The 23,845-nt window shown below is 35.8% G+C and carries 17 protein-coding genes; 6 read left to right on the plus strand and 11 right to left on the minus strand.

All coding sequences use genetic code 11. The features are described 5' to 3' along the window. Positions 1–198: 198 nt before the first annotated feature. Positions 199–1,647, minus strand: a complete 1,449-nt coding sequence (locus BLT46_RS05090; RefSeq protein WP_090407203.1) for a glyceraldehyde-3-phosphate dehydrogenase — start codon at positions 1,645–1,647, stop codon at positions 199–201. Positions 1,648–1,759: 112 nt separating this feature from the next. Next, positions 1,760–3,163 (minus strand): S1C family serine protease, encoded by a 1,404-nt coding sequence (locus BLT46_RS05095; protein WP_090407207.1) that lies wholly within the window; start codon positions 3,161–3,163, stop codon positions 1,760–1,762. Positions 3,164–3,300: 137 nt separating this feature from the next. Between BLT46_RS05095 and dapF the strand changes: the two genes are divergently transcribed. Genes dapF through mltG form a run of 3 tightly spaced genes read left to right on the plus strand, consistent with a single transcriptional unit; the run spans position 3,301 to position 5,662 of the window. After that, positions 3,301–4,086 (plus strand): diaminopimelate epimerase, encoded by a 786-nt coding sequence (dapF, locus tag BLT46_RS05100; protein WP_090407210.1) that lies wholly within the window; start codon positions 3,301–3,303, stop codon positions 4,084–4,086. A 4-nt stretch (positions 4,087–4,090) separates the two neighbouring features. After that, a complete protein-coding gene (locus BLT46_RS05105) occupies positions 4,091–4,615 on the plus strand; it encodes a GNAT family N-acetyltransferase (protein ID WP_090407367.1) in 525 nt (174 codons plus the stop codon). Positions 4,616–4,624: 9 nt separating this feature from the next. Then, positions 4,625–5,662 carry an endolytic transglycosylase MltG gene (mltG, locus tag BLT46_RS05110; RefSeq protein ID WP_090407213.1) on the plus strand — a complete coding sequence of 346 codons (1,038 nt, stop codon included), beginning with the start codon at positions 4,625–4,627 and terminating at the stop codon, positions 5,660–5,662. A 418-nt stretch (positions 5,663–6,080) separates the two neighbouring features. Here mltG and BLT46_RS05115 read toward each other — a convergent pair whose 3' ends face one another. The 3 genes from BLT46_RS05115 to BLT46_RS05125 all read right to left on the minus strand — a co-directional run bounded on the left by BLT46_RS05115 (position 6,081) and on the right by BLT46_RS05125 (position 11,920). Next, positions 6,081–7,553: an efflux transporter outer membrane subunit gene (locus BLT46_RS05115; protein ID WP_090407218.1), complete on the minus strand. Its 1,473-nt coding sequence runs from the start codon at positions 7,551–7,553 to the stop codon at positions 6,081–6,083. A 12-nt stretch (positions 7,554–7,565) separates the two neighbouring features. Next, positions 7,566–10,715, minus strand: a complete 3,150-nt coding sequence (locus BLT46_RS05120) for an efflux RND transporter permease subunit (protein ID WP_090407221.1) — start codon at positions 10,713–10,715, stop codon at positions 7,566–7,568. Between the two features lie 62 nt (positions 10,716–10,777). Continuing rightward, positions 10,778–11,920, minus strand: coding sequence for an efflux RND transporter periplasmic adaptor subunit (locus BLT46_RS05125; RefSeq protein WP_090407225.1), 1,143 nt, complete (start codon positions 11,918–11,920; stop codon positions 10,778–10,780). Positions 11,921–12,231: 311 nt separating this feature from the next. Between BLT46_RS05125 and BLT46_RS05130 the strand changes: the two genes are divergently transcribed. Beyond that, positions 12,232–13,773 (plus strand): YifB family Mg chelatase-like AAA ATPase, encoded by a 1,542-nt coding sequence (locus BLT46_RS05130; protein ID WP_090407369.1) that lies wholly within the window; start codon positions 12,232–12,234, stop codon positions 13,771–13,773. On the opposite strand, the gene BLT46_RS05135 is transcribed toward BLT46_RS05130, so the two are convergent. The 4 genes from BLT46_RS05135 to gcvT all read right to left on the minus strand — a co-directional run bounded on the left by BLT46_RS05135 (position 13,765) and on the right by gcvT (position 17,696). Next, positions 13,765–14,538, minus strand: a complete 774-nt coding sequence (locus tag BLT46_RS05135; protein WP_090407227.1) for a hypothetical protein — start codon at positions 14,536–14,538, stop codon at positions 13,765–13,767. The genes BLT46_RS05130 and BLT46_RS05135 overlap by 9 nt on opposite strands. Before the next feature lie 39 nt (positions 14,539–14,577). Then, positions 14,578–15,432 (minus strand): KPN_02809 family neutral zinc metallopeptidase, encoded by an 855-nt coding sequence (gene ypfJ / locus BLT46_RS05140; protein WP_090407230.1) that lies wholly within the window; start codon positions 15,430–15,432, stop codon positions 14,578–14,580. A 370-nt stretch (positions 15,433–15,802) separates the two neighbouring features. Next, positions 15,803–16,513: a YebC/PmpR family DNA-binding transcriptional regulator gene (locus tag BLT46_RS05145; protein WP_090407234.1), complete on the minus strand. Its 711-nt coding sequence runs from the start codon at positions 16,511–16,513 to the stop codon at positions 15,803–15,805. Between the two features lie 100 nt (positions 16,514–16,613). Beyond that, on the minus strand, positions 16,614–17,696 hold the full coding sequence (gene gcvT / locus BLT46_RS05150) for a glycine cleavage system aminomethyltransferase GcvT (RefSeq protein WP_090407236.1): 1,083 nt from the start codon (positions 17,694–17,696) through the stop codon (positions 16,614–16,616). A 232-nt stretch (positions 17,697–17,928) separates the two neighbouring features. Between gcvT and BLT46_RS05155 the strand changes: the two genes are divergently transcribed. Continuing rightward, positions 17,929–18,237: a DUF6804 family protein gene (locus BLT46_RS05155; protein ID WP_090407372.1), complete on the plus strand. Its 309-nt coding sequence runs from the start codon at positions 17,929–17,931 to the stop codon at positions 18,235–18,237. A 439-nt stretch (positions 18,238–18,676) separates the two neighbouring features. On the opposite strand, the gene BLT46_RS05160 is transcribed toward BLT46_RS05155, so the two are convergent. Continuing rightward, positions 18,677–19,519 carry an EamA family transporter gene (locus tag BLT46_RS05160; protein WP_090407239.1) on the minus strand — a complete coding sequence of 281 codons (843 nt, stop codon included), beginning with the start codon at positions 19,517–19,519 and terminating at the stop codon, positions 18,677–18,679. A 712-nt stretch (positions 19,520–20,231) separates the two neighbouring features. Beyond that, positions 20,232–22,766 (minus strand): heavy metal translocating P-type ATPase, encoded by a 2,535-nt coding sequence (locus BLT46_RS05165; RefSeq protein WP_090407242.1) that lies wholly within the window; start codon positions 22,764–22,766, stop codon positions 20,232–20,234. A 125-nt stretch (positions 22,767–22,891) separates the two neighbouring features. On the opposite strand from BLT46_RS05165, the gene BLT46_RS05170 reads away from it, so the two are divergent. Beyond that, positions 22,892–23,836: a hypothetical protein gene (locus BLT46_RS05170; protein WP_090407246.1), complete on the plus strand. Its 945-nt coding sequence runs from the start codon at positions 22,892–22,894 to the stop codon at positions 23,834–23,836. Positions 23,837–23,845 lie beyond the last annotated feature (9 nt).

Here is a 23,845-nt window from a genome sequence, read left to right on the forward strand (position 1 = left end):
GCATTGCTTTCAGAGGTTTTTTTGTTTTAGAGAGAAATGAGGTTTTGAAAACCGGGAACTGGGAACTGGAAACTGGGAACTGGAAACTGGAAACTGGAAACTGGAAACCGTTAAACGTGATGCGTATAAGAATTATAAACAAAAAAAGCCCGTTGTAATTGTTACAACGGGCTTTATTATATTATAAAAGACTATCTACTAATAGTAAGTATAACGTCTAACTTGAGCTACATATTTAGCTAAACGGATAACTTGGTGGCTATAACCATATTCGTTATCATACCAAACGTACATAACAACGTTTTTACCGTCAGCAGAAACAATAGTTGCTTTACTATCAAAGATAGATGGAGCAGAAGTACCAACGATATCAGAAGATACTAATTCATTGTTGATTGAATATTTGATTTGCTCTACTAAATCACCATTTAAAGCAGCTTTACGCATAACTTCGTTTAATTCGTCAACTGAAGTTGTTTTTTCAACTTCTAAGTTTAATACTACTAATGAACCATTTGGAACTGGTACACGAATAGCGTTAGAAGTTAATTTACCAGCTAATGATGGTAATGCTTTAGCAACAGCACTTCCAGCACCTGTTTCAGTAATAACCATGTTTAACGCAGCAGCTCTACCACGACGGTATTTTTTGTGCATATTGTCAACCAAGTTTTGGTCATTTGTGTAAGCGTGGATAGTTTCTAAGTGTCCTTTTACTACTCCGAAATTATCTTCCATTACTTTAAGAATTGGAGTAATTGCGTTTGTTGTACAAGAAGCAGCAGACCAAATATCAACTTCCTCTGGGTTGTATTCAGTGTGGTTAACACCGTGTACGATGTTTGGAACACCTTTACCTGGAGCAGTTAATAATACTTTAGAAGCTCCTTTAGCAGTTAAGTGTCTCTTAAGGTCTTCATCAGTTTTGAAAGCTCCTGTATTGTCAATGATAAGTGCATTGTCAATATCGTAAGCAGTATAATCAATCTCTTCTGGAGAGTTAGCAGAAATCATATGAACAGTAGTTCCGTTGATGATTAAAGCATTGTTTTCTGGGTCAGCGATAACTGAACCTTCGAAATCTCCGTGTACAGAGTCATATTTTAATAAAGAAGCACGTTTTTCTAACAAAGTAGCATCGTTTTTATCACGAGTTACAATGGCTCTTAAACGCATTTGTTGTCCTTTACCGATTTTGTTCATTAACTCACGAGCTAATAATCTACCGATACGTCCAAATCCGTATAATACAACGTCTTTTGGTACTAATTCTTCAGTTTCTTTAGCATCTTTTAACTTCGCGTTTACGAAAGCTAAAGCGTTACTGTGTTGGTTATCTTCTAAGTGGTATTCGTAAGTCAAACGACCGATATCAATTCTTGACGGTGGTAAGTCTGCTTTTTGAATAGCTTCAGCGATTTCTACTGAATCGAAAATGTTGATTGGTTTTCCAACAAATTTTGCAGCGTATTCGTGTAAGTTGATGATATCGCTTACGCTACGGTCGATTAGTTGATTACGGAACATTAATAATTCGATAGACTTATCATACCATAAGTCACTAACGATTTTAATGAATTCTACACAAGCCTTTCTGCGGTCTGCTTGAAATGCTAATTCCTTTTCGTATAAGCTATTGTTCTTCATATTTAGATTGTGTTGTGATAAATTCCTGCAAAAGTCCGTTTTTTTAATGAATTAATCAAATTCAAAATGACAAATTGGACTTTTTCTTCGATATTTTGGGTGAACACCTATTTTATATTAGTAAACGCAAATGTTCTCCTTTCAAAGTGATAATATCTGCCTTTATTTTTTGAGAAAGCCCTACTTGATTTAAGATGTTTTTTGCTTGATTTATCGACATAATTTTAATTCCATTGATAGAAATAAGCAAGCTACCCTCTAATTCTCTCTTGTAATTTGACAGTTCTTTGTCGGTAATTCGCACTATTTTGATGCCGTAATTAACGTTGTTTTCCTCTCGTTCTTCATCACTTAATTCTTCGAATTCAATTCCCTTGTAGGCAAATTGCTGATTTTCTCGTTTGATTAAGGCAATTTTTGTTTCTTGTGGTTCATTATCTCTAATAAAATGAATATCAACTAAATCATTTGGTCTTTTGGTGTTGAGCACGGATTTAATATCTACAAATGTTTTGATGTCTTTGTTGTTGATTTTTGTTATGATATCTCCCGTTTTTATTCCTGCCTTTTCAGCTCCGGAATTAGGAACAATCTCTTTGACATAAAAACCGTTTTTCGTGTTTTTTAGGTTTAGTTCTGCTATGAGCTGTTGGTTTACCTCAAAACCACTTACCCCAAGTACCCCTTGTTGTACGTTTCCATACTCTAACAAATCCTCAACTATTTTACGGGTTACATTAGACGGAACTGCAAAGGCATAACCGACATAAGAACCGGTGTTGGATGAAATCATTGTGTTGATACCAATTAGTTCTCCACGCGTGTTTACCAAAGCACCTCCACTATTACCTGGGTTGATAGCTGCATCAGTTTGTATAAACGATTGAATGCCTGTTTTAGATAAGTTTCTTGCTTTAGCAGATACAATTCCCGCCGTAACTGTTGAGGTTAAGTTAAACGGATTACCAACAGCCAATACCCATTCTCCTAATTGAATATTGTCAGAATCTCCAAATACGATGTAGGGCAGTTTGTCTTTAGGTTCTATTTTTAGCAGGGCAATGTCCATTTGCTTATCTGTACCAATGAGTTTTGCTTTATAAGTTTCATCGTTATTTAAAGTAACCTCTAATTCAGACGAATTAGCAATTACGTGGTTGTTGGTTACAATATAGCCATCTTCCGTAATGATAACTCCAGAACCTGTACCGACTTGTGCTTGTGTACCTCCTTTATAACCGTAAAAAAATTCTAATAACGGATTAGAACGTGTAGTGATATAGCTTAGGTTTTTAACGTGAACTACTGCATTTACGGTGCTTTCTGCCGATTTTGTAAAGTCAAGACTGCCTGTAATAGGAGTAATGCGCGATGCCTGAGTAGTGTTTGGCAACGCATTTTCAGTAGTAATTTGCTCTTGCGCTTGTTGTTTGTTTTCAAATAAAATTTTATATCCTCCTAATGTTAGAGCACCACTAAGAAGACTGATAAAGAATATACTAAGAGTTTTCTTCATAATAGAATATTATTTAACTGTTTAAGAGTAAAAATAAGAAACTAAAATTTATAGATTAAATGCTTTAACCAACACTTAACAATGTGAACTAACCCACAATTATTTGTAAATTTACCCCTTTAATAAATAAAAGGTATATGATTAAGTTTTATAAATATCAAGGAACAGGGAACGACTTTGTGATGATTGACAATAGAAGTGGGTTCTTTCCAAAACAAGACAAAGCGTTAGTTGCTTTTTTATGTCACCGTCGTTTTGGTGTAGGAGGAGATGGATTGATATTATTAGAAAACGATGAACAGTACGACTTTAGAATGGTTTACTTTAACGCAGATGGTAGCGAGAGTACAATGTGTGGTAATGGAGGGAGATGTTTAGTTGCTTTTGCAAAGCAGTTGGGAATAATAACAAATGATAAATGCCGTTTTATTGCTATTGACGGAGAGCACAATGCTACGATAGATAAGGATAACAAAGTGTCGTTGCAGATGATTGACGTACAAGAAATCACCGTCAATAAAGAATATTGCTTTTTAAATACGGGTTCACCTCATCACGTGGAGTTGGTTAGAAATGTGAAAGAGTACGATGTTTTTAACAACGGAAAGGAGATTCGCGAAAGTGAACTATATGCACCTGGAGGTACTAATGTGAACTTTGTAGAGCAAGAAGGTCCTAATCATTTTAGAATAAGAACGTTTGAAAGAGGAGTAGAAGATGAGACTTTATCTTGTGGGACGGGAGCAACAGCAGTGGCTATCTCAATGTATTTAACAGGAAAGGCAGATGATACTACTATTAAGATTGACGTGGAAGGTGGAAACTTAAAGGTTGCTTTTGAAGTAGATGAAAACAACAAGTTTAGCAGGGTATTCTTAAGTGGTCCGGCTGAATTAGTGTTTGAAGGAACAATTGAAATTTAAAGAGATGTTGCATATTCAAGGAGAAACGATTTACCTGCGTGCTTTAGAGCCAGAAGATTTAGAGTTTATATATCAGATTGAAAACGATATGTCGCTGTGGGAGGTTAGTAATACGCAAACACCGTACAGTCGATTTTTAATTCACCAGTATTTAGAAAATGCCCATTTAGATATTTATGAGGCAAAGCAATTGCGCTTGGTAATTTGTGATAAAGACGACAAGGCGACACTTGGGTTGATAGACTTGTTTGACTTTGACCCTAAGAACAATAAAGCGGGGGTTGGAATTGTTATTCAAGACCTTAATGAACGCAATAGGGGTATTGGTTCAGAAGCATTAGAATTGGTTATAAATTACAGCCAACAGTATTTGGGATTAAACCAATTGTATGCTAATATTGCAACTGATAATACGGCAAGCACACACTTGTTTACCAAGTATGGTTTTGAACTAATTGGCGTTAAAAAACAATGGAATAAAGTTGGCTCTGTCTATAAAGATGAGGCTATGTATCAATTAATATTTTAAAGAGTAGTTATGAAATTAAAGAACATCTTAGTTTTACTTGTAGTATTAGGAGGATTCGGTTTATTAGGATATCTGTACGTTTGGTACGGAAAGGCATTTTCTCCAAACCTGCACGGATGGGATGAAAACGAATATGTGTACTTAACAGAGGGAGATAATTTTCAAACTGTGGTTAAGAAGTTAGAGCCATATTTGAATGATGTGAATGGTTTTGAGGAGATTGCAGAGCAAAGAAGCTACTCTGGAAATATTATGGGGGGAAAGTTCAAGTTGAGAAACGGAATGAACAGTTATGACCTTATTCAAGCTTTGAGAGACAATGTGCCTGTTCGTTTGACGTTTAACAATATGGAACGCGTTGAAAACTTAGCAGGACGTATGGCGGCGCAAGTTGAACCAGATAGTTTGGCTTTCTTACAATCGTTTTACGACGAGAGCTTCTTGAAAGAAACAGGGTTTACGAAAGAGAATGTATTGGCGTGTTTTTTACCTGAAACGTATGAGTTCTACTGGAATGTAAATCCGTTGAAAATTAGAAATAGAGTACATAAAGAGTATATCCGTTTTTGGAATGCTGAGCGTGAGGAGAAAGCAAAAGCATTGGGATTAACCCCTATTGAAGTGTCTATTTTAGCATCTATCGTACAAAAAGAAACTTCTAAAAATGACGAAAAGTCTAAAGTAGCTGGTGTATATCTTAATCGCTTAAGAATGGGAATGCCTTTACAAGCTGATCCAACTGTGGTGTATGCTAAGAAATTATATACAGGTGATTTTGATCAAGTAATCAAAAGAGTGTACTTAAAAGATACGGAAATACCCTCTCCGTATAATACGTATCAAAATACAGGATTGCCTCCAGGGCCTATTTTTATGGCAGATAAGAATACAATTGACGCTGTGTTAAATGCAGAGAAACACGATTATGTGTACTTCTGTGCAAGCGTTGAGAAAATGGGGTATCACGAGTTTGCTGTTACTTTAGCGCAACACAATGCTAATAGTAGAAAATACAGTACTTGGTTAAACCAAAATGGAATAAAATAAACAGTTTGTTTTTAAACGTAAAAGAGGATGTCTATATAGGCATCCTCTTTTTTTGACTTTTTGTGTAGTTTATTGTATTAGTTTTTTAATTCTTTGGGAGTAAGATTAGACTAACAATATGTAAGTAGTTTTGTTGTTTTTAGAGGGGCGAGAAAGATGTGATGGTAGAATAAGGGTACTTTAGTTTTGGTAAACACTTCTTGTTTTTAGAGAAACAAGTTTATTAGAATGAAGAGATAATAAATGGTTTTGATTTCATTGCGTTAAGAAGTTGAGTTTAAATGCAATTGTAAAAAAGGGAATGAAAGTACAAGGAGGTAGCGTAGTGTCGGTATATAAAAGAAAAGGGAGAACATCGCAATGTTCTCCCTTTTAGGTTTTTCTATTTAAAGTTTGGCTACTTTACTTGTTTTGTAAACTATTTCCAACCTCCACCAAGAGATTTGTATAGCTTAACTCTCGATAGTAATTTGTTTTGTTTAAGTTTATTCAAATTCAACTCACTATCAAGCATATTTTTTTGAGCGTTGATTACCTCAATATAAGTTGCATATCCACTATTGAATAATAAGTTAGATTGCTTAACACCTAACCTTGATGTAGAAACTTGTTCTTCTGCAATGTCAATTTGCTCTCTCACAGTTTCAGATGTAATCAAAGCATCAGTTACTTCTGTAATTGCTGTGTAAACTGTTTTCTGAAAGTCAATCTCTGACTTCGTTCTTTCAATTTTAGCTACCTCAAAGTCTGTTTTTAGTTTCTTTTTGTTGAAAATAGGTGCGGTAAGCTTACCTACTAAACCACCGAAAAGAGAACCAGGAATATTAAACCAATTAGAGCCTAACATACTGTTTACTCCTCCTGTAAGGTCTATTTGTAATGATGGATATCTACTTGTTTGCGTCACCCCTACAATAGCATTTTTAGCTTGTAACTCTAATTCTGCTGCTTGTACATCAGGTCTTTGGCTAACCATATATAACGGAATACCAGTTGTCAGGGTTTCGTCGTATTTTACATCAGCTAATTTGGTGTCCCTTTCAATATCATTAGGCAACTGACCAGTAAGTAATGACAAGGCGTTTTCTTGAATAGCAATCTGTTGTTTCAAAGAAGGAATTAACGCTTTGGCTACCAACATTTGGTTACGCGTTTGCTGAATTGCCAAGGAAGTGATTTGTCCCGCATCGCGTTGTAATTCTACAATCTTCAGGGTGTTTTTAGTCAACTCATAGTTAGTTTCAGCTACTTCCATTTGTGCGTCTAACAACAGTAAGTTGTAATATCCCTCAGCAATATTGGCAATTAAAGTAGTTTGTACTGCTTTCTTAGCCTCATTGGTCTGTAAGTACCTTGCTAATGCTTCTGTACTTTTACTTTTTATCTTTCCCCATATATCTATCTCCCAGCTCAATCCTAAACCAGAGATGTATTGTGCCGAGTTTACATACATATTATCTGGAGCCTCTTTTCCCTTGTCAGCATAGTACTTAGAAGAAGGCGAACCGTAGTAATTTTGAGATTTATATTGATAAGAAACACTTCCCATATCCATATTAATTGAAGGCAACCATTCTAATTTAGCTTGGCCAGCTTTCATATTAGCAATTTCAATGTTTTTGACTGCATTTTGCATATCAAAGTTGTGTTCTAACCCCTTTTCAATTAATTGGATTAACGTTTCATCTTCAAAGAAGGTTCTCCAATCAATATCAGCAATACCAACAGAGTCGTTTGCTGTTCTAATTGAATCACTTTGTCCTCTATAACTTTCAGGCAAGTCTAATTGAGGTGCTCTGTATTTCGATTGTGGCGCACAAGACTGTAATGCCACCAAAGCAGAAACCATAGAAGCATATAAAGTGTATGTTAATATTCTTTTTGTATTCATAGGTTTCTATTTTTAGTCGTTAGTAAATTTTGCTTTAAGTTTTTCATCCCACGTTTGGAAAATGAAGAATAGTACTGGGATAATAAAAATCCCTACGACTACTCCACATACCATACCTCCCGCGGCACTAAAACTGATAGAATGGTTACCTTGAGCAGATGGACCAACAGTAAACATCAATGGAATTAATCCAGCTACGAAAGCAAATGATGTCATTAAGATTGGTCTTAAACGCATCTTAGACCCCTCTATAGCTGCGTCAAAAATAGATAAGCCATTGCGTCTTTGTTGTAAAGCAAACTCCACAATTAGAATAGCGTTCTTAGCTAATAAACCAATCAGCATAATCAGTCCTACTTGTACATAAATGTTATTTTGTAATCCCGCTAAGTTTACAAATAGCGCCACCCCTAATAACCCTGTTGGTACAGTAAGTAAAATTGCAATAGGCAATAAATAACTCTCGTACTGTGCACATAGTAAGAAGTAAACAAATATAATACTCAAGGCAAAAATTAAGATAGCTTGGTTACCTGAGTCTTTTTCTTCTAAAGACATTCCTGTAAACTCATACGAATAGTTACCTGGTATTTTCCCTGTTACCTCTTCAATAGCTTTCATAGCATCTCCTGTACTATAACCCGTAGCAGGTGTAGCTTTAATAGAGATAGAATTGTATAAGTTATATCTCGTTACCGTTTGTGGACCTAATGTTTTTTTCAGTTTAATCAATGTGTTGGCGGGTAACATTTCACCGTCTTTGTTTTTCACGTAAATAGAACGGAAAGACTCTGGATTTTCTCTAAAAGGAATATCTGCTTGCATATACACACGGTATGTACGTCCAAATCTGTTGAAATCACCAGCTTTTATACGACCGTAGTAATTCTTAACTGTTGTCATTAAATCTTTTACGCTAACACCTAAAGATTTTGCTTTCACATAATCAATTTCTAATAAGTATTGAGGGTAATTGGCTTTAAAAGAAGTAAACGCATTTGCAATTTCGTCTCTGCTTTTCAACTCTTTTATCACCTCATCACTAACTTTACTGAATTCGTCAAATCCGCCACCCATACGGTCTTGAAGAACAAATTCAATACCACCGAAGTCACCAAATCCTGAAATAGTAGGTCTTGGGAATACGTTGAATGACGCCTCGTTAATAACAGATAAGTCGGATTGAATTTCCTCAATAATCTTGTCTATATTCTTTGTTTTTCCTCTTTCTTTGTACGGTTTCAAATTAAGGAAACCAACAGCAAATGACGGACTCGCGTTACCATCAATGGCGTTATAACCAGAAATAGCAGTCATTCCTTCAATATCCGTACGCTGTTTTAAAATACTATCGGCTTTAGCAAGAACAACTTTTGTACGTGCTAACGAAGCACCAGGAGGCATTGCTAAAGAGTATGTGATATAACTGTCGTCTTCTCTTGGAATAAACGAAGAAGGTGTTTTGTATAAGAATACAACTCCTAATCCGATGATTAATGCCAATCCAGCAATAGCTACTTTTTTATTGGTGATTAACTTCTTAATTGTAGCTACATATTTTTCAGTGAAACTGTCAAATGCTGTGTTGAAAGCAAAGAAGAATCTACCGCTTACGCGTTGTATAGTATTTTTATTTTTCTTTGCTACATACTCATCTCCTGAAGGTTGTTTTAAAAACAAAGCACATAAAGCAGGACTCAACGTTAATGCGTTTACAGCTGAAATAAGAATAGCAAAGGCAAGGGTATAGGCAAATTGCTTATAGAATATACCAGCAGGACCTTGCATAAAACCAACAGGTAAGAACACAGCTGACATTACTAAAGTAATAGAAATAATAGCTCTTGTAATCTCGTTCATCGTTGAGATTGTCGCTTCTTTTGCTTTCATTCCCGTTTGATGCATTTTCTCGTGTATAGCTTCAACCACTACAATAGCATCATCTACTACAATACCAATGGCGAGTACTAAAGCAAACATTGTTAATACGTTAATAGAGAATCCCATTAAGTAGATAAAGAACAACGTACCTACCAAGGAAATAGGAATAGCAATAGCAGGAATAATTGTTGATCTAAAGTCTTGTAAGAATAAGTAAACGATAATAAACACTAAGAAGAAAGCTTCAAAAAGCGTACTTTTTACTTGGTTAATCGACTCGTCAATCTGATTCTTTACAGAGTAGCTAATTTCATAGTGAACTCCTTTTGGGAACGACTTAGAAACGCGTTCTAATACTTTTCTAACAGCAATATCAATATCTCTGGCATTTGAACCCGCAGTTTGCGTAATGTTCATTGTCAACCCAGGGTAACCGTTTACACTGTTATCACTCCCCACGTTAGACGCGCCAAATTCCACTCTTGCTACATCTTTTAATAGTAAAACAGAACCATCTTTGTTTGTTTTAATAACAATGTTTTCATATTGTTCAGGTTGACTAAATCTACCTTTGTGTTTTAACGATGTTTCAAATGCCTCATCAGATGTTTCTCCAAAAGCACCAGGTGCAATTTCAAAGTTTTGATCTTTAATCGCACTAATGATGTCTTGAGGAGTCAGACTATACAAAGCCAGTTTTTCTGGGTTTAACCACGTTCTCATAGAGTAATCACGTGCACCAATACGCCCAACCGATGCAACTCCGGGAACCCTTAGCAGTTCACGGTTGATGTTAATCTGTGTGTACGCTTGTAAGAAAGTTTCATCATATACTTCTTCAGGGTGGTCACTATAGAAGTTAATTGTCATAATGTTACCACTCTGACGAGGAGTAACAGAAATACCGTTTTCATTAACTTCAGAGGGCAAATCGCCAGACGCTTTACTTACTCTGTTTTGTACGTTTACAGACGCTTGGTCAGGGTCAGTACCTGCTTTAAAATATACGTTTATAGTTCCCGATCCACTGTTACTTGCTTTTGAACTAATGTAACTCATATTATCAACCCCATTGATAGATTCTTCAATCGGTAATAAGACACTTTGAGCAACAGTTTCAGCATTTGCACCAGGGTATGAAGTAGAGACAGTAACACTCGGTGGAGCAATCTCTGGGAAACGTGTTATCGGTAATAATGTAAGTCCAACTAACCCAAGTAATAAAAACATAATTGATATTACTGTAGCCAGGATAGGACGATTTATAATAGCTTTTAACATATAAAATTATTTAGTAAGGTGAGTAAAATAACGCATAGTTCAATTGTTGTTTGACGAGTAAATTAGTTGACAGGTTTTACATACATTCCTTCAGTTAATTTGTCAAAACCAGTTTTAATTACGCGGTCTCCGATTTTTAATCCTTCAGAAACAATATAGTTTGTTCCAGATACCCCGTTTAATTCGATTGATTGTAGTTTTACTTTATCCTCGTTGTCTAAGATGTAAACAAAAGTTTTATCTTGAATAGAAGTAGTTACTTCTTGTGGAATTAAGATTACGTGAGGATTTGTTTCTTTTAATTTGATTGTTCCAGTGTTACCAGATCTCATAACATCTTGAGAGTTTGGAAATGAAGCTCTAAGAGAAATAGAACCTGTTGTACGGTTAACTTGTCCATTAATCATATCTACTTTTCCTTTTTCAGCATATTCGTGTCCGTCAGCTAAAATCAATGCTACGTCTGGTAAGTATTGTCCAGCTGCTGTTGTATCCGTTTTTTTATTTCCTTTGCTGAAGTATAAAAAGTCAGACTCACTCATTCCGAAGTAAACATAAACTTCACTTACATCAGAAAGTACAGTAAGCGGTTCTTTATCACTTTTAGAAACTAAGTTACCAATACGTTTAGGCATACGACCAATGTATCCACTTACAGGAGCTTTGATTACTGTGTAGTCTAAGTTAATCTTAGCACTTGCCACAGCGGCACTTGCTTTCGCTAATGAAGCTCTTGCGATTTCGTAGTTAGCTTTTGCTGTTTGCAATTGTACCTCAGCAATTACCTCATTGTCGATCAATGGTTTTAAACGATCTATTTCAAGCTTTGCATTTTTCAGTTTTGCCTTTTCTACATTTTCCGTAGCTACCATATTGTTTAAAACCTCTTGGTAAGGCTGTGGGTCTACTTTAAAAAGAGGTTGTCCTTCTTTTACAAAAGCCCCCTCATCTACAAATATTTGTTCTAAAAGACCTTCAACCTGAGGGCGAATCTCTACGTTTACTTTACCCTCTATGTTTCCGATATAGTCTTTAATTGTAATTGCAGTTGTTGTATCTACTTGAATGATAGGTAAAGCCAGTGCATTTTCTTTCGGATCTATCGTTTTAGAAGAACCAATATTACAGCTATTGATACCTATCAATGTACCTATCATTATCAAAGCTGAGATTGCTACTAAAACTGTTTTTTTACTTGTTATCATTTTAAATACTGTTAATTGTTGAAGGTGAGAAATAATCTACACTGAAGTACTATTCAATACTAATGCCAAAAAAGAGAAAACTAAATCAAAATATTCGGTATGTTTTTTGTAACGTGTTGATATGTAGTAAAATACTTGTTGTTTTTGTAATAAATCAAAGTATTTTGAAAAGAAATATAAAACAAATCAAAGATTGTGAAAGTGTTGCATTGTGGGGATGTGCTCTACAAAATGAAAATGATATACTATTCTTTAATTTATTAAGTAAACTTTCTTTTTCCACAATTAGCCATTTAAAAAGTAGTGTAAATATGTTAGAAAAAGTTTTCGGTAGTGCTGTTTACGGCATTGATGCAACAACAATAACTGTTGAGGTACACATTGACAAAGGAGTGGGGTATCACCTGGTAGGATTACCAGACAGTGCAATTAAAGAAAGTAGCTATCGGATAGCGGCAGCGTTAAAGAATAACGGTTATCGTATGCCAGGTAGAAAGATAACAATCAATTTAGCACCTGCCAATTTGCGAAAGGAAGGGTCTTCTTACGACTTGGTTATTGCTATTGGTATATTGGTTTCGTCAAGCCAGATTACTCTTCAAAAGACTTTAGGGGATTATGTAATTATGGGAGAGTTGTCATTAGATGGTTCTTTGCAGTGTATCAATGGTACTTTACCTATTGCTATAAAAGCAAAGGAAGAAGGCTTTAAGGGCATTATTATTCCCAAGGGAAATGAAAAGGAAGCTGCTATTGTTGAGGGGTTAGATGTTTACGGTGTTAGTAAAATAGATGAGGTAATTGATTTTTTATCAGGTAAAGTAAACTTAGAGCCTGTGAAGTTAGATTTGAAAGCAATGTTTAACGACGATTCAGAAAACCATTTAGCTATTGACTTTAAGGATGTGAAGGGACAAGAGAGTATTAAACGGGCAATGGAAATTGCAGCCGCAGGGGGGCATAATATTATATTAATAGGACCACCGGGATCAGGGAAAACGATGTTGGCAAAGCGCTTACCAAGTATATTACCTTCAATGACATTGGATGAAGCATTAGAAACTACCAAGATTCACAGTGTAGTAGGCAAGGCAAAAGACAGCGGATTAATCTGCAACCGACCTTTTAGAAGTCCACACCACACGGCCTCGTCTGTATCTCTTGTTGGCGGAGGCGGATACCCACAGCCAGGTGAAATATCTCTTGCTCATAATGGAGTATTGTTTTTAGATGAGTTGCCTGAGTTTAGACGCGATGTATTAGAAGTGATGCGACAACCTTTAGAGGATAGGGAAGTGACCATTTCGAGATCGAGGTTTACCATTACATATCCGTCTTCTTTTATGCTTGTGGCAAGTATGAATCCAAGTCCAAGTGGGTATTTCAACGATCCTGATGCGCCTATCAAGTCGTCTCACGCTGAAATGCAACGTTACCTCAACAAGGTGTCAGGTCCTTTGTTAGATAGAATAGACATTCATATAGAAGTAAATCCTGTGCCTTTTGAAAAGTTGTCTGACAAACAGTTGTCTGAACCAAGCAAAGACATCAAAGAAAGAGTAATAGCAGCACGTAATATACAGTCTACGCGTTTTGAACCTCATAAAGGGGTACACTACAACGCACAGATGAATACGGCTTTAATAAGAAAGTATTGTAGTTTAGAAGAAGATTCGCTGAGCTTGTTGAAAAGTGCGATGGACAGACTGAATTTATCTGCTCGTGCCTATGATCGTATATTAAAAGTATCGCGAACAATAGCAGATTTGGATTATAGTGAAAAAATAATGCCCCAGCACATAGCTGAGGCAATACAATATCGTAGTTTAGATAGAGAGGGGTGGTTAGGATAATTTATCTTCTTTAGGGTAATAACCAATTGCCTGTCTGTACAGTGCAAAACACACACTGAATAAGAACGGAATTGTAAAGAAAACTCCAACTAAGAAAAAGAATAAACCTGCTCCAACCACAAAGTAGCTAAACAATAAGATTAATATAATGGTGAATGGTTGTTTATTAACGACCATTACACTGTTTTTTACAGCTTGAATAGGTGATAAATTACCAAAGATAATTAATGGAGTAACAAACACGATAAGTGCGTTTACAAGCCAGTTAATTGCCATTGCTACCATACCTAATCCTTCCATTTGTAAGAAGAAAACAATCGTAGATAATACAATAGACACTACAAAGTGTATAATTAAAAGATATAATCCTTTTACGTTTATAAAGTATTTAAACGCTAAGAATAAGCTTGATCTTTTTCCTTTGTAAGCATTTGCGGCCATTTCTAAAAAGCCAGCCATAAGGATTGAGCTAAAAGCAGTAAGTCCCGTCATAACCAATAGGTAGATATAAATCTGGTCTAAAGGTAAGTTCATAGGCGAGAATGTTTGTAATTGCTCTAATACAGCCTCTGTGTCCTCTCCATACATTTTTAAAAGAATAGATGAAAAACCAATAGAAGCTAAAAACGTCAGAAGCATTAAAGCTGCCGATGCTGGGATTACTATTTTCTTATAATAAGCAAAGGCTTCAGACATTACGTTGTTCATTTGTAGGTTTAAACCATTTTCAGCAATGTCTTTAAGTCGTTGTTTTGTATTGTCCATAAGCTAAGCCATTTGTTTTGGCCTTGTAATTAATTGTTATTATCTCAAGTGGTCGAAAGTATTTCCTTGTTTTATATCTCCAGTATTAAATCCTTTCATAAACCATTCTTTTCTTTGTTGAGAAGTACCGTGTGTAAACGAGTCAGGGTTTACTTGTCCTGTAACTCTTTTCTGAATAGCATCATCTCCTACAGCTTGTGCTGCACTTAAAGCGATATCAATATCTTTAGGCTCTAAGTATTTTTGGTTGTATTTAGCCCAAACCCCAGCGTAGAAGTCAGCTTGTAACTCTAAACCAACTGAAAGTTTGTTAGCTTCTTTTTTGTTTTTACCTTGTTGTAATTGGTGTACTTTGCTATTTGTACCCAATAGTGTTTGTACGTGGTGTCCTACTTCGTGTGCAATTACATAAGCAATAGCAAAGTTACCACGTTCAGCACCAAAACGGTTGTGTAGTTCTTCAAAAAAGCGCAAGTCCATATATACAGTCTCGTCAGCCGGACAGTAAAAAGGACCAACATCAGCAGTAGCACCACCACATTTAGTGTTTACTTGATCATCAAATAACTCCATTTTAGGTTCGCGATATTGCATTCCGTTTTCTTGGAAAATTTTGTGCCACGCATCTTCAGTATCAGCAAAAATTACTGCTACCATTTTACCCATTTGTTGTTCTTCTTGAGATAGTTGTCTTGTTTCAACTTGCTCAGTTTGCTGACCTGTATTCATTTGTTCTAAAACAGGTGCAATTTGTTTGCCTGTTTCTCCTCCAAACATATATAGCAATACAGCTATAATCCCCACAAGTCCACCACCTAAAGCAGTTTTACCAGCAGAAGATTTACCTCTACTATCTGTGACGTTTTTACTTTCTCTACGACCTTCCCATTTCATACTTTAATGTTTTTTGTGCAAAAATAGCAAAATTTGAGTACTTAATGTTATATATCTATTTTTTAAAGAGAACAGCTAATTGTGGGGTAGATATTTGATGCTTAGGTGTAATGGGAATGAAAGATAGATTGTGTTGTGGGATTGTTGTTAGTAGAAGTAGCTTTTAGATTGAATAGGGGAACTGCATTGAAAAGTAAATAACAATAGTTCATTGTAAGTTTACAAAGAATAGGGGGTAATTTAAAACCTTTTAAAGAATGAGTTGGTTAATACTCATTCATTCTATCTATACAGCAAACAAGTATCGTTGAGGTATCGATATAAAAAAAGAGCCTCCAGTGGAAGCTCTTTTAAATATTATAATCGGTGATTACGCCATCGTAGTAAATACGTTTTGTACGTCGTCATCTTCTTCAATTTTGTCTAACAATTTATCTACATCAGCTTGTTCTTCTTCTGTAAGTTCTTTTGTTACTTGTGGAATTCTATCAAATCCAGACGATAAGATTTCAATTCCTCTACCTTCTAATTCTTTTTGGATAGCTCCAAAGCTTTCGAAAGGTGCGTAAATCATTACACCATCTTCATCTTCAAAGATTTCATCAATACCGAAATCGATAAGTTCTAATTCAAATTCTTCTAAATCTCTACCTTCTTCAGCAGGAATTCTAAAGTTACAAGTGTGGTCAAACATAAACTCAACCGATCCTTGTGTACCTAATGTACCGTTACATTTGTTGAAGTAACTTCTGATATTAGCAACTGTTCTATTGTTGTTGTCAGTAGCACATTCGATTAAGAAAGCAATACCGTGAGGACCATATCCTTCGAAAATTACCTCTTTATAGTTTTCAGTATCTTTATCTGTAGCACGTTTAATAGCACGTTCAACATTATCTTTAGGCATATTAGCTGCCTTAGCATTTTGTATTACAGCACGAAGACGAGCATTAGCTTCTGGGTTAGGTCCACCTTCTTTTACAGCCATTACAATGTCCTTACCGATTCTTGTAAACGTTTTTGCCATAGCAGACCAACGTTTTAGCTTACGTCCTTTTCTAAATTCAAACGCTCTTCCCATAATAATTGTTACTTAATTTTAATAGTGCAAAAATATAGTATTATTCAAATATATCATAAAAAAAACGGGAGCTTATTTTCAAGCTCCCGTTTTAATTAGTTTATTTTTTATAAAAAGGGGTTTTTACCACTTTTGCTTCAACGTCATTCTTACGAATACGGATAAAGATTTGGCTTCCTTCTGCTGCAAGAGCTACTGGTACATATCCCATTCCGATACCTTTTCCTAATGAAGGAGATTGTGTACCAGATGTTACTTTACCAATTACGTTTCCTTCAGCGTCAACGATTTCGTAATCGTGTCTTGGAATACCTTTACCGATTAATTCAAAACCAACTAATCTGTTTTTGATACCTGCTTCTTTTTCTGCTTTTAAGTTTTCAGAGTTAACGAAGTCTTTTGTAAACTTAGTTACCCATCCTAAACCAGCTTCTAAAGGAGAAATCTCATCGTTTAGTTCGTTGCCATATAAACAGTATCCCATTTCAAGACGTAATGTATCACGAGCAGCTAATCCAATAGGTTTAATTCCCCAGTTAGCACCAGCTTCAAATACTTTAGTCCAAACAGTTTCAATATCTTCGTTTTTCACATAAACTTCAAAACCTCCTGAACCAGTGTATCCTGTAGCAGAAATAACTACGTTAGGAACGCCAGCAAATGTGTCAATTACGAAGTTATAAAATTTAATGTCAGCAAGGTTCACAGCAGTTAAGCTTTGCATTGCTTCAATAGCTTTAGGCCCTTGAATAGCTAAGATAGAGTATCCATCAGATAAGTTTTCAACTGTAGCGTTTACGTCATTGTGACTTGTAACCCAGTTCCAGTCTTTCTCAATATTAGAAGCATTAACTACCATTAGGTATTCTTCTTCGTTTACTCTATACGTAATGATATCATCAATTACACCACCTTTTTCATTTGGAAAGTAGCAGTATTGTGCTTTTCCGTCAACTAAAGTAGAAGCGTCATTAGAAGTAACTTTTTGAATTAAACTCAACGCGTTAGGACCTGAAATTTTGAAGATTCCCATGTGAGAAACGTCAAATACTCCCACGCCATTTCTTACTGTTTCGTGTTCTGCATTTACTCCTTCATACTGAACAGGCATTGAAAACCCTGCAAAAGGAACCATCTTCGCTCCTAAACTTTCGTGTATGTGATTTAATGTTACTTGTTTCATTGTGTTGTTATATAAATTGATAATAATTAAGTGCTAAAGTAAGTTTTTTTTGTTTCAAATAAAAGCAAATTTGAATAAGGACAATAGAAGTATAATACTATTTGTAATAGGAGAGAACCTATTTTAAATATAATGCATATGATGAGGTGTTTTTTAGATTATCTTATTGATAACTATGAATATTGAATTAAAATGTATATATTTAAAGGAAGTATTCTTAAAGATAGTTATTATGGAAAGAGCAATCAAAATTATAGTAGTTATTTTATTAGTATTGAATATGCTTGTAACTTCACAAGATTACCATCAACTGATGAGTTTTATTGTGATTGTAGCTTTTGGTATTTTAGCATATAACTCCCATATCAACAAGAAGGTCATAGAGATGATTACCTATGTTTTCTTGATTTTAATATTCCAACCTTTTTATGTAATCGCACTTGATAGAACTTGGTGGTTAGTCATTCAAGGCGTACTTGCAGTAGGATTGATTGTTTCTCTCTTTATTGAGAAAAAAGAAGAAGTGAAGAGTAAAAAGTGATAGGGGTGAAAAAACTGTTATATTATCGTAAATAGGAATATCTTAATTCAACTGAAATACCATTACAACGCAACCAATATGTATGTGATGTGATTATTTTGATGAAATGACATATATCCCCTGAAATATCACAATTGAACCGATGCATAAAAAACGAAATACCGTTACAAACAAAATCGTCACAACCCAACTTTTGTAGGGGCGAATTATTATTCGCCCGCACGGCATACGACATAATGTATATCACATATCGCGCTCGTAGGGGCAAACCCACGTGTTTGCCCCCTGTTGTTTATTTATAAACAAACAATACTGTAATGCTATTAATTAATAAGAGGTGTACCCTTACGGATACCACAATGTAATTCACTAAATGAATATATAGAATGGAAGATGCAATATATCTTATCGCGTTTCCCGATACATCAAAGAATTATTATTAAACGTCTTTTCTTGAAGAAATTGTCGTTCCAATACTTGCAGAGATGACACACAAAATAGACAGCCATTGGTAAAATGTCAGAATTTCACCTAAGAATAATAATCCTGAAATAGCCCCAAAAGCAGGTTGTAAACTCATTAAAATACTAAAGGTTTTTGAAGGTAATTTCTTTAACGCAATGATGTCTAATGAAAAAGGAATAGCGCTTGACAATAGTGCAACAGCCGTTCCAATCAACAATAACTTTCCTGTTAATGCCATTAAATCACCTGAAACCAAGGCAAAAGGAATAATGAAAAGAGATGCAAATCCCATACCAACAGTAACCGATGTGTTACTATCCATCTTCTGTGCTACTTTACCACCGACAACAATATACCCTGCCCAAAATAATCCCGCCGCAAAAGCAAGTAAAAGTCCTATAAAATCAAGAGAGTTGTTTTGCCAAGGAACAATTAGCAATATTCCAATAGCGGCAATTATAGCCCATAGGTAATCTATTTTTTTTCGAGAAGAGAAAATAGCTAAAGCAAGTGGACCTATAAATTCGATAGTAACCCCTAAACCAATTGGAATACGTTGAATAGAAAAGTAAAACAACAGGTTCATAAAAGCTAAGCACATACCGTACATAAAACTAATTTTCCATTCGAAAGTCGTTAGTTTTTTTAAGTTTGGTCTGTTGTAAAAGAATAAGATAATAGCCGAAATACCAATGCGCAGTGAACTTGTACCTGCTGCTCCTAAGACAGGAAATAGTGATTTTGCAATAGAAGCCCCACCTTGCACGCTCATCATAGATAAGATTACTGCAGGAATAGCAGGTATTGATTTTTTCATATTTAGTAATTGTGTTTGTAAAAGGGTCAAATTAGTTTAAAAAAACGGATAATCAAGTATTTACTACAAAATATATGTTGTAAAAGGTAAAAGGAAAGGGATTAAGGTAGGAAAGCTTACTTTTTGCAGTTGTTTATCAATACAAAAAAGAAGTTTAGAGTAGTAATTGTATCGTTCTGAATAATATAATTACCAACAGAGCGTATGTATCAAATAATATTTGTTAAAAAAACAAGTTGTATTATGAAAATACAATAGTTAAATGCTATTTGTTGTTTTGAATTTATTAATTTTAGGTAATTAAGTAAAATTAAGTATTTTTTATTGTTAAAGTTTGAAATTAATGTGTATCTTAGCCGTAGGTAATAAGGAAAAAAATTGCTCTGAACATCTTAAGAAAGTTAAAAAAAAACGGAGTGGGGACTTGTTTTATTTAATATAAGATGTATCAGTATAGAAGGCCATTCTATCGAGTGGCCTTTTTTTAAAGATTAAAATTGTAAAATGTGTTTGCAGTTTTTGATTTAAGGTGAGAGAAAGAGCTCGAGTATATCGAGCTCTTTTTTGATTTATTTATATTGTGTTTTTTAATGTAAAAAGGTTGCAACGACACACAGCGTTGCAACCTTTTGTCTTTTTATGCTATAATCACCCAAACTGGTGATGTTTTGACAAGCTTATTTTTCAACCTTAAAGTAAGTGCTTTACCCCCTTAAAGTTTCAGGTTTTTCAATCTTAATGAGTTTGAAATAACAGAAACCGAACTAAAACTCATAGCTACTGCCGCAATCATAGGCGATAGGAGTAAGCCAAACACGGGATATAATATCCCTGCTGCAATTGGTATTCCTACGCTATTATACACAAAAGCAAAGAATAAGTTTTGTTTGATGTTACGCATAACTCCGTGGCTCAAGTTAATCGCCTTTGGAATACCTGCTAAGTCGCCTTTTAGCAACGTAACTTCCGCACTTTCAATAGCCACATCAGTTCCCGTACCCATAGAAATACCCACATTTGCCTGTGCCAATGCTGGAGCGTCATTAATACCATCCCCCGCCATTGCTACGATACGCCCTTGTTCTTGTAGCTTCTTAATCTCGTTCAACTTGTCTTGTGGCATCGCCTCAGCAAGGAAGTGAACAATGCCCAATTCATCAGCTACAGCCTTAGCCGTATTAGGGTTATCTCCCGTAATCATAATTACCTCAATCCCCTTTTGTTGTAAGTCTTTCACTGCTTGTTTACTACTCTCTTTTATCTTGTCGTATAACACGGCATATCCTATAATGGTGTTGTTTTCGGCGATATACGAAATTGTCTTCCCAAGGTTTTGCTCAACTGCTACTTGTTGTATCAACACATCAGACAACTCAGCGCGAACGCTTTCCATTAACGCTTTGTTACCAAGGGAAATACGCTTTTTATCTACAATTCCCTGAATACCCTTACCTGTGTTGTTGGTAAACATTTTTACAGGAATAAGCTGTACGCCTTCATCTTTTGCTTTATTGACAAACGAAGTCGCCAAAGCGTGCTCACTATTCTGGTTTAACGAAGCGGTCAAGTATAGCAACTCTTCAGCTGTGTACGCCTCAGTCAGACTAACGATTTTCTCAACTGATGGTTTCCCTTCCGTCAACGTACCCGTTTTATCCGTAATCACCACATCAATAGTATTCGCTGTTTCCAGTGCCTCCGCGTTTTTAATCAAGATACCGTTTTGTGCCCCTTTTCCAATTCCAACCATAATAGACATTGGCGTTGCCAATCCTAAAGCACACGGACAAGCGATGATTAACACGGCTAAGGCATTCACAAAAGCAAAAGCCAACTTAGGTTCCGGACCGTATATTTTCCACAAGAAGAAAGTTACCACAGCGATTAAAACCACCGTTGGTACAAAGTATTTCGCCACTTTATCTGCTAACTTCTGAATTGGTGCACGTGAGCGACTCGCGTTGTTTACCATTTCAATGATTTGTGCCAACAAGGTTTCGCTACCTACTTTCTCAGCCGACATCACAAAAGAGCTGTTGCCGTTGATTGTTCCTGCTACTACAGGGGCACCTTTTATCTTGTGAACAGGAATTGGTTCTCCTGAAATCATCGATTCGTCAATGCTACTTTCTCCTTCTACAATTACACCGTCAACGGGAATTTTCTCTCCTGGTTTAACGCGTAGTTTGTTGCCTTTGACTATTTTGTCAATCGCTATTTTTTCATCCCCCTTATCTGTTACCAACGTAGCATCAGTAGGCGGTAGTTTCAACAATTCTTTAATTGCCGTATTGGTACGGCTATGCGCTTTCGCTTCCATTACTTGTCCAACTAAAACCAAGGTCAGAATAACTGCTACCGACTCAAAATACAAGTGAATACCGTGTTCTCCTTTGAAATCCTCAGGAAATAAGTTTGGAAAGAACAATGCCACTACGCTAAATACTAATCCCGCCGCAGCTCCTAATCCAATTAAACTAAACATATTTAGATTCCACGTTTTAAACGATGTCCACGCGCGTTGGAAAAACATCCAACATACATAGACAACCGGAATGGTAAATAGCAGTTGTAAATAGTTATTGATGTGATGGGGGATTATCTGTCCAATTGGGTCACCCGGAATCATACCACCCATTGCCAGTAAAAACACAGGAATAGTAAAAGCTAAGGAGATGCGCAGTTTTTTCAACATATCCTTATATGTGGTATCTTCTGGTTCAACCGAAATCGTCTTTTCAACTAAGTTCATACCACAAGTCGGACAATCCCCTGGCTCGTCATAGGTCTTGTCACCCTCACATAACATCGGACAGTAATATACTGTTTTTTCAACCTTTGCAGCTGGTATGTGTTCTAAGTTCATCCCACATACCGGACAGCCTACATTGGTGTCATATACCTTATCACCCTCACATAACATCGGACAGAAATACTTCCCTGCCTTGTCTGCCATTCCTTGTGGAATTTCTTGTACATACTGGTCTTCCTCACTAATTTCAACCGGAGGTAGTACCTCTTGTGTACCATCTGTATGGGTTACAATTTCTTGTAAGATATAGTTCCCTTTTTTCAGCAATGCCTTTTGCAAGCGTAAGGTATCAATCTCGCTTTTCGATTCAATAGCAGCCTCTTCCGTTTCTAACGTAACCTGTGCATTAATGTCTTTTAGTTCGTTTAGCGTATTCTCTACTTTGGTCCTACAACCGTTGCAACTCATTCCGCTAACTTTATATCGTTTTTTCATTATAGTATATAATATGTGTATTAAGGTAAGTACAAAATACGAACAATTCAACCAATTATTAGTTATACAATTCTTAGAAAGGGTTATATAGTTTTCGTATTTTAGGCATACAAAAAATGATGTTTATGAAAAAAAGTATGCTATTATTGTTGGGTGTTGGACTCCTAATTACCAGTTGTAAGAACGATAAAAAGGGAGACGAACCAACAGGGCAACCACAGACAGAAACCGTAAATAAAGAGAAACAAGAGGTAGTGAAGTTTGAAGAAGGTGCCTTGACGTACACAATGTCTATGAGTGACCCTATCTTTAACGACTTTGTGAAATATGTGAGTAAAGACCCGTTGCATATGCTTGATTTAGCAAAAGAATACGGGGCTAAACTATCAAAAGAAGACAATGCCCATCTGCAAGAAGTGATTAAGAATAGTCCGTCTTTTACTACCACTTACGGCACTTTGCCTTTTATCAGTAGTAGTGTTTATGTTGCAGGTTACGAGGCTGTTTACAAAGGAGAGGGACTTACGTATGTTTTAGAGAATAAGTGGAATGATATTTTAGATGAGGGCTTTGCGTATGTCGGGTCAACGATTGTACCCAACAGCAAGTTAAACTTCTCTTATAAGAAGAATTATATTGACGCTGAGCAGTTGCAAACGAATATAGATACGTTGAATTACGACCGAGTGGCAACAGGTGATTTTATTGATTTAGTAGGGTATAAGGCTGAGCGAATTGTATACACAGCGAAAGAGGCAATGGCAGTTGGTCAACGCTTTTTGCCCAAAGAGCTAACGGTATATGTGTCTGAATCGTTTAACCCAGCGATTAATAAGGTGTTGCCGTTTAATGTAAATGAAGAACACGGGGTGTTGAAAATTGTAACCAAGTTTTTAGATACAGACGATTTGTACGTAACCTATGAAGTGAGTACAGCTGTGAAGAGAAAGGTGTTGGATACAGAAACGAGTATTTCAATGACTAATAATACGTATGATGTGAAAGGTGATAGGGATATTTTAGCTTTGGGAATGAGATTAACAAAGATTATTGCTATTCCGCGATTGTAATCACGTATT

It is taken from the genome of Myroides phaeus (assembly GCF_900099675.1).
GTDB lineage: Bacteria > Bacteroidota > Bacteroidia > Flavobacteriales > Flavobacteriaceae > Flavobacterium > Flavobacterium phaeum.